The sequence below is a fragment of the Pradoshia eiseniae genome (genome assembly GCF_002946355.1).
GTDB lineage: Bacteria > Bacillota > Bacilli > Bacillales > Pradoshiaceae > Pradoshia > Pradoshia eiseniae.
Map to the genome: position 1 here is coordinate 875,774 of NZ_PKOZ01000001.1, position 15,755 is coordinate 891,528.

Annotated in this window: 13 protein-coding genes; 12 read left to right on the forward strand and 1 reads right to left on the reverse strand. The window is 42.5% G+C overall.

Annotation, left to right across the window (positions count from 1 at the left end):
- Window positions 1–2 precede the first annotated feature (2 nt).
- Together CYL18_RS04330 and CYL18_RS04335 are read left to right on the forward strand one after the other, a co-directional pair.
- Window positions 3–773 carry a 3-hydroxyacyl-CoA dehydrogenase gene (locus CYL18_RS04330; RefSeq protein WP_104848203.1) on the forward strand — a complete coding sequence of 257 codons (771 nt, stop codon included), beginning with the start codon at window positions 3–5 and terminating at the stop codon, window positions 771–773.
- A gap of 15 nt (window positions 774–788) precedes the next feature.
- Window positions 789–1,559, forward strand: a complete 771-nt coding sequence (locus CYL18_RS04335; RefSeq protein WP_104848204.1) for an enoyl-CoA hydratase-related protein — start codon at window positions 789–791, stop codon at window positions 1,557–1,559.
- A 70-nt stretch (window positions 1,560–1,629) separates the two neighbouring features.
- Here the strand turns inward: CYL18_RS04335 and CYL18_RS04340 are convergent, their stop codons facing one another.
- The gene (locus CYL18_RS04340; protein WP_407984514.1) at window positions 1,630–2,319 is read right to left on the reverse strand and encodes a CPBP family intramembrane glutamic endopeptidase; all 690 of its coding nucleotides are present in this window, start codon (window positions 2,317–2,319) and stop codon (window positions 1,630–1,632) included.
- A gap of 88 nt (window positions 2,320–2,407) precedes the next feature.
- On the opposite strand from CYL18_RS04340, the gene CYL18_RS04345 reads away from it, so the two are divergent.
- The 10 genes from CYL18_RS04345 (at window position 2,408) to mmsB (ending at window position 15,751) form a co-directional block, all read left to right on the forward strand.
- Window positions 2,408–3,148, forward strand: a complete 741-nt coding sequence (locus CYL18_RS04345) for a MerR family transcriptional regulator (RefSeq protein ID WP_104848206.1) — start codon at window positions 2,408–2,410, stop codon at window positions 3,146–3,148.
- Between the two features lie 190 nt (window positions 3,149–3,338).
- Window positions 3,339–5,078, forward strand: a complete 1,740-nt coding sequence (locus tag CYL18_RS04350; protein WP_104848207.1) for an ABC transporter ATP-binding protein — start codon at window positions 3,339–3,341, stop codon at window positions 5,076–5,078.
- A complete protein-coding gene (locus CYL18_RS04355) occupies window positions 5,075–6,856 on the forward strand; it encodes an ABC transporter ATP-binding protein (protein ID WP_104848208.1) in 1,782 nt (593 codons plus the stop codon). Before CYL18_RS04350 ends, CYL18_RS04355 begins: the two co-directional genes overlap by 4 nt.
- A gap of 407 nt (window positions 6,857–7,263) precedes the next feature.
- Window positions 7,264–8,196: an AAA family ATPase gene (locus CYL18_RS04360; protein WP_104848364.1), complete on the forward strand. Its 933-nt coding sequence runs from the start codon at window positions 7,264–7,266 to the stop codon at window positions 8,194–8,196.
- Complete coding sequence (locus CYL18_RS04365; protein ID WP_104848209.1) at window positions 8,186–9,358, forward strand: DUF58 domain-containing protein; 1,173 nt, start codon at window positions 8,186–8,188, stop codon at window positions 9,356–9,358. The genes CYL18_RS04360 and CYL18_RS04365 overlap by 11 nt, the downstream gene beginning before the upstream one ends.
- A complete protein-coding gene (locus CYL18_RS04370; RefSeq protein WP_104848210.1) occupies window positions 9,330–10,433 on the forward strand; it encodes a hypothetical protein in 1,104 nt (367 codons plus the stop codon). The genes CYL18_RS04365 and CYL18_RS04370 overlap by 29 nt, the downstream gene beginning before the upstream one ends.
- A 174-nt stretch (window positions 10,434–10,607) precedes the next feature.
- Window positions 10,608–11,687, forward strand: a complete 1,080-nt coding sequence (locus CYL18_RS04375; protein WP_104848211.1) for a GntR family transcriptional regulator — start codon at window positions 10,608–10,610, stop codon at window positions 11,685–11,687.
- 195 nt (window positions 11,688–11,882) lie between these two features.
- Window positions 11,883–12,965, forward strand: a complete 1,083-nt coding sequence (gene chvE, locus CYL18_RS04380) for a multiple monosaccharide ABC transporter substrate-binding protein (RefSeq protein ID WP_104848365.1) — start codon at window positions 11,883–11,885, stop codon at window positions 12,963–12,965.
- 78 nt (window positions 12,966–13,043) lie between these two features.
- Window positions 13,044–14,582, forward strand: coding sequence for a multiple monosaccharide ABC transporter ATP-binding protein (gene mmsA / locus CYL18_RS04385; RefSeq protein ID WP_104848212.1), 1,539 nt, complete (start codon window positions 13,044–13,046; stop codon window positions 14,580–14,582).
- Window positions 14,579–15,751 (forward strand): multiple monosaccharide ABC transporter permease, encoded by a 1,173-nt coding sequence (mmsB, locus tag CYL18_RS04390; protein ID WP_104848213.1) that lies wholly within the window; start codon window positions 14,579–14,581, stop codon window positions 15,749–15,751. The genes mmsA and mmsB overlap by 4 nt, the downstream gene beginning before the upstream one ends.
- Window positions 15,752–15,755 lie beyond the last annotated feature (4 nt).

Genomic DNA, 15,755 nt, shown 5'->3' on the forward strand with positions numbered 1-15,755 from the left:
AAATGAAATTTAATGAGGTTACGGCATTGGTGACTGGCGGGGCATCCGGGTTAGGGAAAGCGACAGTTGAATTGATTGTTGAAAGCGGCGGGAAAGCGATCATCATCGATCAAAATGAAGAGAAGGGACATGCTCTTGCTGAAAAGTTGGGGAATCACAACGTGTTATTCAAAAAAGCGGATGTCACTAGTGAAGATGAGGTTACCCAAGCGATAAAGGACGGCATCAATCAGTTTGGTTTACTTAATACAGTCATCAATTGTGCGGGCATCGGGGTAGGTGAAAAGGTTGTTTCAAAGGATAAGGTGCATGACCTCGGCCGTTTCAAGAAGGTCATTGAAGTGAATTTGGTTGGCACATTCAATGTCATTCGTCTTGCCGCAGAACAAATGATCAAGAATGACCCGAATGAAGAGGGAGAACGGGGGGTTATTATCAATACGGCCTCTGTTGCCGCTTTTGAAGGTCAAATCGGACAAGCAGCTTATAGTGCATCAAAAGGGGGCATAGTCGGAATGACCCTACCGCTCGCTCGGGACCTTGCCAGAAGCGGAGTTCGCGTCATGACCGTTGCTCCAGGACTCATTGATACTCCTCTTTTTGGCGGACTACCTGAAATGGCCAGGAATGCGCTTGGCGCAATGGTTCCATTCCCGTCAAGGCTCGGTTATCCCGAGGAATATGCAATGCTCGCAAAAAGCATTATCGAAAATCCGATGCTAAACGGAGAGACAATCCGGTTGGATGGCGCTATTCGCATGCAGCCAAAATAAAAGGGGGGAGAAGGCATGTATACAGTGATTGAGGTAGAGAAATTAGCGAATACGGCCATAGTCACGATTGATAATCCGCCAATGAATGTGCTGAGCCATCAGGTGGCAGCAGAATTATGCGAGGCTTTTGCGGAACTTGAGCAATCAGATGATGTTGTCTGCGTTATTTTGACTGGCAAGGGTGAAAAAGCATTCATGGCAGGAGCGGATATTAAGGAATTCCCGCAAATGATGGAAGGCGCTCAACCTGAACAATCAAGCAAGAAGGGAGAAGTCTTCCGTGTGATAAACTCATTTCCTAAACCAACGATTGCTTATTTGAATGGCCATACACTAGGCGGCGGGCTGGAGCTGGCGCTTGCCTGTGACATCCGGATTTCGGCAAATGAGATCCAGCTTGGTCTGCCTGAAGTGAAGCTTGGGTTATTCCCGGGAGGTGGAGGTACCCAGCGTCTTCCGCGCCTGATTGGGGAGGCAAAGGCGAAGGAATTGATGTTTACCGGTAATTCCATCACGGCAGAGGAAGCTCTCCATCTAGGCATCATCAACAAAATCGCTGATCAAGGGATGGAGGATGTCTTGAAGATGGCCGCCAAGATTGGCCGTCACTCCCTGCAATCACTCAGGAGGATTAAAGAAGCAGTAAATGTTGGGCAGGAGAAACCAATAGACGAAGGATTGGCGCTTGAAGCAAAATTGTTTAAGGAAGTGTTTGAAACAGAGGACGTGAAGGAAGGTATTCAGGCTTTTATCGAGAAGAGACATCCTGTTTTTAGCCATCGATAAAGCAAGAAAAGATGGGCAATTCGATGATAGAATTGCTCATCTTCCTTGTCTGCATTGATTGTGTTTTCATTTATCCAGTTACAGTCAGGAGTACCATCAGTCCATTTGTCAGCCCATGAATGATAACTGGCGGCCAGACAGAGCTTGTTCGTTCATATGCCCACGCGAAAATGACTCCGCTCAAAAAATTTACGGGCATCACATTATAGGTTGGGATATGAACGATCGAAAAAATGAGTGAGCTAAGAATGAGTGCTGCAATTAGCCCCAAACGTGTCCGTAGCCAGCGATAGAGGAAGCCGCGATAGAAGATTTCCTCATAGATAGGGGAGATAATAGCGGCAGAAATAAAGGCGATGATGATCGTATGAATAGCTAGATTCTTCTGGATGGCTTCGGTTTTGCCATTCTCATATGAATTTCCTATCAAGCTAGTGAGGGACATTACGATTATAGCGCCTGCCAATAAGAGGAGAGAGAGTAAAATAATTAACTTCCAATCCTTTTTGTCAAATGGCCGGATTCCCACTTCTCGCCATGAAAGCTTTCTTGGGCGAAGAGCGATGAAATAGACGCCTATTATTATAACAATCGCTATCGTTAAACCCATTAACGTTCCTGCATATAATTCATCTTTAAACCATTGAGAATACAAAGGCTTTATGAAGAACTTTATAATACCGATAACGACTCCAAATTCTAAAATCATCAGCAAGATAAATTCCCGCCATCCCCATTTATCCCTTTCTTTCCAGCTCATTTGGCATTCCTCTTTTCTGTTCATGGTATAATTTGACTGTAAATGATGACGTTACGTCACCTGCAAGCAAAAGTGAAGGAGGAATAAAATGAACCGGTGGACCACTGGACAAGTAGCTAAAGAAAGGAATATCTCCGTTCGCACTCTTCGATATTACGATCAAATCAGCCTCCTTACCCCAAGCTACAAGGATGAAAATGGACGAAGATACTATTCAGAAGAGGATCTCTTTAAATTGGAGAAAATCATCATCCTTAAAACCCTCTCACTGTCACTAGAGGATATTCAATATGTACTGGACAAAATATCTTATAAACAAATTTTGGTATCCCATCATAATCACTTACAAGAGCAGCTCACTAAGCTTCAAGCTAACATCTCAAATACGGTTTCCTTGATTAATATGTTAGATATAGATGAATCCCTGTCTTGGGAGCAGATATCTTATTTGGTTCAGAGGCCGCAAGAAAGCTCGAGCAAATGGATTGACTACTTTGAGGAGGATGAAAGACAATTCTTGAAAGAAGTTATGCCGAGCCTTGAAGGGGGAGACCGGTCAACTCAGAAGTACGTTTCGTTGCTCAGGAGGATTGAGTTGTGTATCAAACACAGGATATCTCCTGAATCTGAGGAAGGGAATCGAATTGCCTCTGAATTAATGGATCTGTCGAATGATACGTTTAAAGGAGATGAAGGGTTAATGGATAAGTTTTGGGAGATTCGGAGAAAACCATCTGAAGAAACCGGACTATACCCCATTTCAGAAGAGGTTCTGGAATTTATAGAAAGATGCATCTCATATCAGCAATCGAATAATAAAAGCCGATAAGAGGGAGCTCCATTTTATAATGGAGCTTCTTCTTTATTTAATCCTGAGGGTTTATAAAAAAAGCTCGGCAAATCGGTATGGTATCCCTTCCTGAAGCAATCATGAAATTTATATAGTCAAAAAATTAAAAAAGTTCGTGTATTTTGCGAGCAAATGTTCTAGAATTATAAAATATTGGAGGGGATTGGCAATGAAGTTAGCAAGGGAAATAATCGGACATTTTAAGCCCTACTGGATCAGTGTGGTCCTGGCAGTCATATTCGCGGTTATAGGCGGAGCGTTTACAATCTTGCCGCCTATTTTGACAGGGAAGCTTGTAGATGATGTGCTCAAAAATGATTCTGTGCAATTATTGCCATGGATCATAGGCGGATTCATCTTTGCTTATGTGGGCAAGGTTGTATTCGAGAGTCTTCAGGAGTATATCCAAATAAAAGTCGGGCTCGACGTCATTACGGATATGCAGCTGAGGGCGTTTAAGAAATTACATAAGGCACCGATGTCTTTTTTTCAGCACACACCAAGGGGAGATATGCTTTACAGGCTGACTCACGATGTGGAGTCTATTCAAAATTTAAACAATACGGTTGTCCCTCGCTTTTTGCAGCAAGTGATTAGTGCGGTGGCGGCTTTTGCGGCTGTGATTGTTCTGTTCTGGCCAACGGCGATTGTTATGCTTGTTGTCTTTATCATTTATTTATATCCATCATTTAAGTTAGGAACAACCGTCAGGAAAATGAGTGCCACTCAGCGCGACATGAGTTCAGATATGTATCACCATATGCAGGAGAGTATTGAATCATCGCGCCTTGTGAGGACCTTTCAGCTCCAAGAGAAAGAGATAGAGACGCAAAGCTCAAAGCTCGGGAAATGGATGGCATTCTCAATCAAGGCAGCCCTCATCAGCAAGGTGAACTGGCGTCTTGGGAACATGTTTAATATTGCGACTCCTGGGGTTGTTATGCTGATTGGCGGTTTTGCGGTTTGGAGAGGGGATATCACGGTCGGAGTGCTCGTTTCCTGCCTTGGGTTTATCCCAACGATGTTTCAGCCAATCCGTTCCCTTGCGGAAAATGCCTTGACGATTCAGCAGGCGATTCCGGCACTGCAACGAATCTATGAGTATTTTGATTTACCGCAGGAGCATGAGGAAGGTTTGCCAGATATGGATAAAATCATGGGCAGAGTAGAAATGAATCATGTCACCTTCCAATATCCTGGAACAGATTTGAAGGTGTTGCGTGACTTAAGTTTCACGATAGAACCAGGCAAGCATATTGGAATTGTCGGCTCAAGCGGCGGGGGCAAGAGCACGATTGTTCAGCTTTTGCTTGGCTTGTATGACCCGGACGAAGGAGAGGTTCTGATTGATGGGAAGAAGCTTTCTGACTATAACCGCAACTCCTTCAGAAGCCAGGTCGGTGTCGTTAGCCAGGAGACGTTCCTTTTGAATGGAACCTTAAAAGAGAATCTGCTCTACGGCAAGAGAGATGCGACAGAGACAGAGTTTATGCATGCGGTGGAGGCAGCGGGCTTAACGGAATTCGTTCATTCTTTGCCAGATGAGTACGAAACCATCATTGGGGAGAGAGGACTTAAGCTTTCCGGGGGGCAGCGGCAGCGGGTTGCGCTTGCCAGGGCGATCCTGCGCCATCCGGCCTTGATGATCTTTGATGAAGCGACCTCGTCCCTGGATGGTGAAACGGAGGAAAAAGTGCAGGGAGCGCTTGAACGCCTCATTCCGGGCAGAACGACGATTACGATTGCGCATAGGCTCATTACAGTAAGGGACGCCCATGAGATTCTCTTTTTGGAGCGAGGTGTGATTGCAGAAAGAGGCACACATGAGCAATTGCTCTCCTTGGAAGGCAGCTATTATGAGTTATATATGTCTCAATATAAAGAACTTGAGAAAGGGAGAGCGGGATGAACACACAACAAGTAGAAGGGAAAAATAAGGACGGAAGGCGTGTCCTCGCATTTCTAAAGCCATTTTGGCAATGGGTTCTTGGAGATTCAATTGTCATTGCCATTGCCCAAGTGTGCGCCGCCATTATCCCGGCTTTCGCCTTAAGCTGGCTGGTCGATCATATTCTTCCTAACCAATCATCTAATTTGCTTTGGGGATTGATGTGGCTGCTGATTTTTGTCGCTGTATTTGACTTAGTGATGATGGTTATAGATGAATATTTTTGTCATTATATCGCCAAATCCGTAACGAACAGGCAGAAGCTTAAGCTTTTTACCCATATTCAATATTTGCCTTTTTCCTTTTTCCAAAACGCGAAGTCAGGCGAGCTGCTTGCCCGTACCTCAGATGACCCGGATACGCTCCATAATTTCCTTGCATGGGAAGGGTCCACCCTGATGGCGGCGGTTCAAGGGGTAATCCTCTATAATATTGTTCTTTTGTTTATTCATCCCTATTTGATGATTGCAAGCGTTGTTCTCGGAATCATTTTTTACACAGCCTCCAATTATGTAGGGAAAAGAACAAGATTGGCCTCTAAGCAGGCCCGGGATGAGGCATCAAGATATTTGGAGCGGCTGCGGGAATCTGTGACAGGGATTCATCTTTCAAGAGTGCTGGGCGTCTCAGATGGAGAGGTCGATAGCATCATTGGCATCAGGCAAGCCTTTGTCAAGCATTCGGTACGTGAATTGAAGGCGCGCATGCAATCAATTGTTGTCATCGGCGGGTACAATGGAATCGCATTAGCTGGCGTCTATTATGTTAGTGTGCTCCTGATATGGGATAGCCAGCTGACCACTGGGCAAATGCTTACAGCAGGGGGACTTGTGACAATCGCCGCCAATGAAATGCAGAAGATGCTCAGGATGTGGCTTTCCATCAGACGCACAGGTCCTGCTTTGGACCGTTCAGACATCTTGCTCTCCATTCCACAATCAGATGCGGAAACAAAAGAGGGAGCAGCGCCATCTGAATTGAAAGGAAGCATCACCTTTGAAGATGTCTGGTTTGCTTATCCTGAAAAAGAGGAACCGGTACTGCGCGGGGTGTCGTTCCATATTGAAAGCGGCGATGCGGTAGCGTTGACGGGACCGAGCGGGGCAGGAAAATCGACGATAACGGACCTGCTGCTCCGCTTATATGAACCGATGGAAGGCTCGATTCTTCTTGACGGACAGCCGATTGAGACGTTTGACATCGGCTGGCTCCGCAGCCAGATAGCTTTCGTCTCGCAGGATGTTCAGCTTCGAAATGGAACGCTCCGTGATAATTTAAAGATTGGAAACACCGAGGCGAGTGATGAGGACCTGCTAGCCGCTTTAAGAGACAGTGGTTTATGGGACTATTATCAAAGTCTCCCGCTAGGACTGGATTCATCTGTTGGGGAGAGAGGAACAAGTCTTTCAGGCGGACAGAAACAACGGCTATCGCTAGCGAGGGCTTTGGTGAGAGAAGCTAGGCTGCTCATCCTCGATGAAGCGAGCTCAGCACTTGACCCAATCACAGAACTGAAAATCAATGAAGCGATAAGGGAAAGAAAGAAGCGGCAGACGGTTATTATTATTTCCCATCGCCTTTCAACCGTACTTTCAGCAGACCGGATCATCGTAATGGAAGAGGGAAGAATCATGGAGTCTGGCACCCATCATGAGTTGGTAAATAGGGAGCAAGGAATCTACTCCCGCATGTTCAAGCGTGAAGCTGATATGGGAAGGACAGTGGTTGGGATTGAATGATAGGGAAAGCAGTGAGGCACTACGGTGCACACTGCTTTTTTATCTTAGTAATCCAGAAATACCTTATTCAGCCTGCTTTTAGAGGTAAAGGTTTATAGCCTAATAGTTGCTTATTCGTATCTCAAAATAGTACAAATGAGAATATGATTTTTCTTTTGGGATGAAAGATGGACATTATTGCGGAAGAAAAGGTTAATAGAGAAGAGCTCTTGTGCGCACCAAATAGAAGGTGCGCTCTTTTTATAGCAGCAAATTGGACTCCTTATCATCTGCATTCCCAATATCAAATACTATCATTTTCTCTAAAGGTAAAAAATGGGTAGAAATCATTTTTTTCTTTCTATATGATGGAATTATGAGAATAGTCATTATTCTACTTTACTGATGATATAGGGGTGTATTGATTGGTGCTGGATAATTTGAAGGATTCCATTAACAGTGTTTTTGTTGGAAAAGAAGAGACGATTGATTTACTTTTAGTCGCATTACTCAGCAATGGACATATATTGCTTGAGGACGTTCCTGGTACAGGAAAGACCTTGCTGGCAAAAACGATTGCCAAAAGCATTGGCGGGACATTTTCAAGAATTCAATTTACCCCAGATGTATTGCCAAGTGATGTGATCGGACTGGAGTATTTCAATCCAAAGCATGGAGAGTTTGAAAAGAGAATCGGTCCTATTTATGCCAACATCGTTTTGGCGGATGAGATCAATCGGGCAATGCCAAGAACGCAGTCAAGCCTATTAGAGGCGATGGAGGAAAGGCAGATAACGATTGAAAAGCAGACAGATCAATTACCCACTCCATTTCTAGTGATTGCTACTCAAAATCCTGGAGAGTCCCATGGAACATTTCCATTGCCAGATGCCCAGTTAGATCGATTTCTCGTAAAGATAAACATCGGATACCCATCAAGAGAGGACGAACGCAAGATTATGAAGCGTTTTAGAAGGGAAGATCCTTTGAGTGATGTTTCCCCAGTTGTCCGTATGGAAGACGTGCAAAAATTACAGGAAGAAACAAAACAAATCCATATATCAGATTGTATAGAAGACTATGTCCTTGATTTGGTGGAATCTACGAGGAATCATAAATGGATTGAGACAGGTTTGAGTCCAAGAGCAACACTCGCGATGCTTCGGGCTGCACAAGCAAAAGCGAAAATCGAATCACGTGCCTACTGTATACCTGAGGATATTCAATTTGTTTTTCCGCACATCAGTACACACAGAATTATGCTGTCAATGGAAGGAGCTCTGCATATGACAAAAAGCGAGGTCATCCATTCAATCCTTGGCAATATAGACGTTCCTGTGGAGCTATCGTATGAAAAGTAGAGAAGGTATCCCTGTTTACACTTTTCTGTTTGATGTTTATTTTCTTAGGCTGTTTCTTCCAATTGCAATCATCATGCTAGTATACATATCGTTTTTGCCAATGACGATTATTCTAGTCGTCTATTTCTTGTATACCTTGTATATTCACTTTTATACAAAAAGAATAGCTAAAGAGGCTTATATAAATATAGAAAAAAAGAGTATTAAACTTTTTATTGATGAAACCGATGAGCTACTGGTTGAGATTCATAATGATTCTCCTGTGACAATTGCGCATGGGAGGCTCTATTTTATCCTGAATAAACAGATCGAAATCCTGGAGTCAGACCATTTACAGAAAAGTTTAAATGATACTAGGTACACAGTGAATTTCGTACAAAAAAGAAAGACAATTAATCGGATTCGCATCCCTTTTAAAGCGAAGGCTAGAGGCGTTTATTATATAGAAGATCTTAATCTGATTATCCATGATTTGTTTGGGAGTTCTTTTGTACACTTTCCTTCAATTAATCGTGGTGATACAGAAATCATCGTCTATCCGAAGCAGCTGGAGGTCAAAAACCTGCCCCTTCTATATCAGACTCGTGTGGGAGAAGAAGAGGCCGCCTATTCTTTTATGTCTGATGAGACGTCTGTAGTTGGTATCAAGCCTTATGAGAAGGAATCATTCCGCCAGATTCATTGGAAGGCAACGGCCAAGATGCAAAGCATGTATGCTAAGCAATACCAGCCTATTACGAATAAACGATATACAATCATGTTATACATAACAGAAGAGAGCGGCTTTACGATTCATAACATGGGAGAGAAGCTGATTTCTCATACAGCCTTTTTGTGCAGCTATTTAATATCAAAGGGATTCTCATATGAATTGTATATAAATTATTTGGCTAAAGAAGGTGTTTTTAAACTGCCGCTCAATACAGGCATTCAGCATCTGCAAATGACACTGGAGCAGCTGGCCAGAATACGGGATGAGCTCCCATTTATAAGAGAAGACCATTTTATTTCAATAGCCAGGTTAAATATGGAACATTCGAATGAAATTATTTATTTGAATGGAGAACAACCGCCAAATATAAATATTGGGACCAGTTATTTATATGTAGGGGGAGAAGGGGAGTTGAGGAGAATTGGGGCTGCGGCTAAAAAGGCTTACTAGCACATCTGTATTAGGCATTCTCTTCTTTTTATTTTTCCCATTGGCTCAATGGTATTTGCTGGCTGCCTTTGCAATAGCCGATTTACTACTTTATTCCTTCAATCAGAAAAGAAATCTGCCTGTATATGGCCTTTTCTTCATCATTCTTATTCTATCAACCTGTTTGTTCTATCCAGATATCTTGGCGATTGTCTGTATGAGCCTATGCTCTTTCTTCTTTCATGCAATGAAAGTGGACCCTAGTATAAAAATAGGAATGACAGGGCTTTTACTAGGTATTCACCAGTTGAATCAGCCTTCCCTTGGTTTATTAATTGTGCTGATTGCTGTCTTTTTTATTCAAATAATCTTAACCATTATTCTCACAAGCCGCAATAAGGTTCACCTATTCCGGCGTCTTCAAATCATGTTAGTCTTAGGGATTGTCAGCAGTATGATGATGGTCTTCATTCCTTATTTTTTGAGCGGTGTCAGAAACCTGTTAGGTATAGCAATCGTTGGGTTTGCGACTCTTATTTCCAAAGGCTATAGTCAGCTATTTGGTACAGCATTGAACGATGTAGAGAAGCAAGAACGTTCCAACCCATTCAGTTCCGCAAGAGGAGAGTGGGAAACATATCCCTTTAAGGAATATGTGACAAACCCCTATCTTTATGTAATCTTAATGATACTTTTGGTTGTTGCTTTCATAGCAGCAATCATCTTCATCGTTAAAAGAAGAAAGGACATGCAGCTGGAAATGATGGGTACGGGCGGGATGGCGACAGCGATATCTTCTGCCATTTTGAAAAAAGAACAAAAGAATGGAAGGGCAGCCAGAGCAGTTCCTCCATCCAATATACCGATAAGAATGCTTGTTTATAAATTTGAGAAGAAAATGAAGGGAGTGCAGAGGAGAAAGCATGGCGAATCGTTTCATGATTGGCTGAATAGAATTCATTTATCTAGAAATGATCTGAATAGCAGGTTGACTGAAATATATGAAAAAGCCCGTTATGGAGAGGAAGACATACCGAAGGATGAAGTGAGGATTTTTAGTGATGGACTAAAACAAATTATGAAGCAATTGAAATGACTATGAGGAATGATATCCCTTAGTGACGCATTGGAATAGGAAGATGCGTCTTTTTACTATGGGGATATAAGAGGCATCTCCAATTAAATATCCTTAAAATGGATAAAAATTTATAACATGTACTGACAACTATGCTATATTAAAAGAAGAGATAGACGGGAGGTGTTACGTGGGATGAAGAAATACGAACAAGTTAAAGAGAAAATCAAACAAGACATTCTGGATGATAAATATGTGCCTAATCAAAAAATTCCCTCAGAATCAGAGCTGACCATCCAGTTTGAGGTTAGCCGCCATACCGTTCGCAAAGCCATCAATGATTTGGTTAACGATGGCTGGTTATACACTGAACAGGGGTCTGGCACTTATTGCGCAGACCGCTCCGTGTCTAATTACTCTGCAGGAGCTGATAGGGCAATAGCCTTGATTACGACCTATATTTCCAATTATATATTCCCTTCCATAATCAATGGAGTTGAATCTTATTTAAGCAGTAAAGGGTATACCTTATTATTGTATAGCACGAATAATGATTTTGAGAAAGAGCGGCAATGTCTTGAGAATGTGATGGACAGGGATTTGGCTGGTTTAATAGTGGAGCCGACAAAGAGCAGTCATCCGAATCCTAATTTGAAATATTATTTAGACCTAGAAATGAAAGGGATTCCTTACTTGATGATTAATGCCGCCTATAATGAATTAAACCCATATAGTTTGTTAGTCGATGATGAGCTTGGGGGATTTTTGCAGGCAGAACATTTAATACAAAATGGTCATACGAATATTGCCGGATTCTTTAAATCCGATGATATGCAAGGGGTTAAAAGGATGAAAGGCTTTATCCGTGCGCACAGGGAATATAAGATTCCCCTCAATTCAGATATGCTTTTGACCTATACGACTGCAGGGCGGGAGAAGGTGCTAGAGGAAGAGCTTCCCGAAATTCTAGCACGAAGCGAACGGCCAAGCGCCATCTGCTTCTACAATGATGAGGTTGCTCTTGCGGCGCTTGATGTGATAAGGGAGACAGGTCTTTCTGTTCCTGATGATTTGTCCATTGTGGGCTTTGACGATTCCTATCTTGCTGTTGCTTCGGAGGTTAAGCTCACAACGATTAAGCACCCGCAATTTGATATGGGAGTACGGGCAGCTAAGGCGATTATTCAATTGGCTGAGCATAAATCCAATGCTGCGGATCCATCCTTTGTTTTTGAACCAGCTTTAATCATTAGACAATCAACCGCAAAAATATAAGAACAAAAACCTACAATTATGTGGGTTTTTTTCTATTTATTATAAAAATTTGTTAGTTTGAGTTAAATTTTAGTAGAAACTTGTACTAACAAGTAGTATGATAGTATTTGTAAGCGGATTCAATTTTTAGAAATATGAGATAGTTAAAAGCTTATGATTGAATCCGAATTTGATAACAAAGGAGAGGTTGATTTCATGAAGAAAATGCTTGCTGTACTCTTAATGTTCTCGATGGTGTTTGTATTGGCAGCTTGTGGAAGTGATTCCGAATCATCAGGCGCAGGCGATAAGGGGTATGTCGGAATTTCGATGCCGACTAAGTCATCCGAGCGCTGGGTTCTTGATGGGGAAAACATGGTGAAGGAATTCAAGGAAATGGGCTACAAAACAGACCTGCAATACGGCGAGGATGTTGTTGAAGACCAGATTGCCCAAATTGAAAACATGATCACTAAAGACGTTGACGTGCTTGTGGTTGCTCCCATTGATGGGGAATCCTTGACAGAAGTCCTTCAAAAGGCAGCTGACCAGGACATTAAAGTTATTTCGTATGACCGTTTAATCAAAGGAACAGATAATGTCAGCTATTATGTTACATTTGATAACTTTGAAGTAGGGGTATTGCAAGCTTCATATATTACGAAAAAATTAGGTCTTGAAGACGGGGAAAAAGGTCCATTCAATATCGAGTTATTCGGCGGATCTCCGGATGATAACAATGCCTACTTCTTCTACGATGGGGCTATGAGTGTTCTTCAGCCTTATATCGATGAGGGCAAATTAGTGGTCCAAAGCGGACAGACAAAAATGAACCAAATTTCCACCCTTCGCTGGGATGGTGCCACGGCACAAGCGCGTATGGATAATATCCTGAGCTCTAAATATTCCAGTGAATTAGTCCATGCTGTCTTATCTCCTTATGATGGAATTAGTATTGGTATCATCTCTTCTTTGAAGGGTGTCGGCTATGGAACAGATTCTAAGCCTATGCCTGTCATCACCGGTCAGGATGCCGAGCTAGCTTCCGTGAAATCCATCATTGCTGGTGAACAAACACAAACGGTGTTCAAGGATACAAGGGAGCTTGCTGTTAAAGCGGTAGAAATGGCAGATGCCGTATTGAATGATAAGGAAGCCGAAGTGAATGACACGGAATCCTATGATAATGGCAATAAAGTTGTACCTACTTATTTGATTGACCCGGTTTCCGTTGACAAAGAAAACTATCAAGAAGTCATTGTCGAAAGCGGTTACTATTCAGAAGATGAAGTGAAATAATCGATTATAATTTTGGATGGATGTTACTTGTACGCACATTTATGAGTAACATTCATCCTAACAATTGGGGTGAGATTCTTGTCATCTATTATTTTGGAAATGCGCAACATCACGAAAACGTTTCCCGGAGTCAAGGCACTTGACAATGTGAATTTAAAAATCAAAAAAGGGGAAATCCATGCCCTGTGCGGTGAAAATGGCGCAGGCAAATCAACCTTAATGAAAGTATTGAGCGGTGTTTATCCTCATGGAAGCTATTCAGGGGATATCTATTTTGAAGATGAGGTTTGTGAATTTAAAACCATCAAAAATAGTGAGAGCAAGGGAATTGTCATCATCCATCAGGAGTTAGCGTTAATTCCTTATCTATCTATCTCCGAAAATATCTTCCTTGGGAATGAACAAAGTAAACGCGGCATCATTAATTTCAATGAAACCTATGCAAAGACGATAGATTTGCTGAAGGTAGTTGGATTAAATGAGTCACCGGATACTATGGTTAATCAGCTTGGAGTAGGAAAGCAGCAGCTGATTGAAATTGCCAAGGCTATCTCTAAAGAAGTCAAACTGCTGATTCTTGATGAGCCTACCGCTGCACTAAATGAGGATGATAGTGAAAACCTTTTGAAGCTGATGCTCGAATTCAAGAAACAAGGCATGACGATGATCATCATCTCCCATAAATTGAATGAGATTGCTAAAGTGGCCGATTCCATCACGATTCTTCGGGATGGGAAGACGATTGAGACACTGGATATGAAAAAGGACAATGTAAAAGAGGACCGTATCATTAAAGGAATGGTCGGCAGGGATTTAACCAATCTATATCCAGATCATACGCCTAAAATCGGTGAAACCATTTTTGAAGCGAAGAATTGGACTGTCCAAGATGTGACCAATTCAGCGAGGAATGTGGTTGATGATGTAAGCTTCCACATCCGCAGGGGAGAGATAGTAGGAATAGCAGGACTGATGGGCGCAGGACGTACTGAGCTTGCGATGAGCATTTTCGGGAAGGCATACGGAACGAAGATGAGCGGCCAGCTGTTTAAGGATGGCAAAGAATTAACCTTAAAAAACATTACACAAGCGATTGATGCGGGCATCGCCTATGTTACCGAGGATAGGAAATCCTTCGGGCTCGTTCTCGAAGAAGACATTAAAACAAATATTACGCTCGCAAACTTACGAAGAGTGGCGAATAAATCCATCATTGATGATGGACAGGAAGTCGTCGAAGCAGAGAATTTCCGCAAAAAAATGAATATCAAAACCCCAGCCATAACCCAAAAGGCAATGAACCTGAGCGGGGGGAATCAACAGAAGGTAGTGCTAAGTAAATGGATTTTTACGGAGCCGGATATTCTTATCTTGGATGAGCCGACGCGTGGGATTGATGTTGGGGCGAAATACGAAATATACTCCATTATTAACCAGCTTGCAGACCAAGGGAAGGGAATATTGGTCATCTCCTCTGAGCTTCCTGAGTTGCTGGGAATCAGCGACCGGATCTATGTAATGCGTGAAGGCGCTTTTACCGCTGAATTTGAACGCAAGGATGCCTCTCAGGAGAAAATTATGAAATACATGACCAAAACAGGGGTGGAACAAGGATGAAAACACTGGGCAGCTTAATGAAAAACAATGTGCGCCAATATGGCATGATACTTGCTTTAGTCTTTATCGTTATTTTATTTCAAATTCTGACAGATGGAGTGCTGTTGAAGCCAATCAACATTACAAACCTAATCCTGCAAAACAGTTACATACTCGTGCTGGCCATTGGGATGCTGCTTGTCATCTTGCTCGGACATATTGACCTATCCGTCGGATCGATTGTTGCATTTGTAGGCGCTGTGTCAGCTGTTTTCATGGTTGAGATGAATTTGCCTGTGTGGCTTTCCGTTGTATTATGTTTAATCATTGGTGCGTTGATTGGTGCTTGGCAAGGATTCTGGGTCGCTTATTTAAAGGTGCCTGCCTTTATCGTAACGCTTGCTGGGATGCTGGTCTTCCGCGGATTGACGCTGATGGTGCTTGGTGGGCAATCCATTGCACCGTTTCCTGAAGAATTTCGGAAAATCAGTACCGGGTTCCTGCCTGAATTAGGTAAAACAGCCTCACTTGATATTTTGACTTTAATTGTGGGTGTGCTAATTTCCTTGATTTTGATTTGGACAGAAATGCGCAAGCGCAAACAGCAGAAGTCTTATAATTTTGAAGTCCTGCCTGCATGGCTGTTTGCCATTAAGCTTGTATTCATTGTGGCCGTTTTAAATATATTCGCGTATTTCCTCGCTTCCTATGAAGGAATTCCGAACATTCTTGTCATCTTGGTGGTCTTGATTGTTGCTTATTCCTTCTTTACAAATCGTACGGTATCAGGCCGTCATTTATATGCCATTGGCGGAAATGAGAAGGCTGCAAAGCTTTCTGGTATTAAAACACAAAAGCTAACTTTCTGGGTATTCGTCAATATGGGTGTACTTGCAGCCTTATCTGGTTTGATTTTTGCAGCTCGTCTGAATTCCGCGACACCTGGGGCAGGAAATTCATTTGAGCTTGATGCCATTGCGGCCGTGTTCATTGGCGGTGCCTCTGCGTATGGCGGTATTGGAACGATTATTGGGGCAGTTGTCGGTGGTCTCGTTATGGGTGTCTTAAATAATGGGATGTCTTTAATTGGGTTAGGTACAGATTACCAGCAAACAATCAAGGGTATTGTATTATTGCTTGCAGTAGGCTTTGATGTCTATAACAAAAATAAATCATCTAAGCTTGATTAATCCC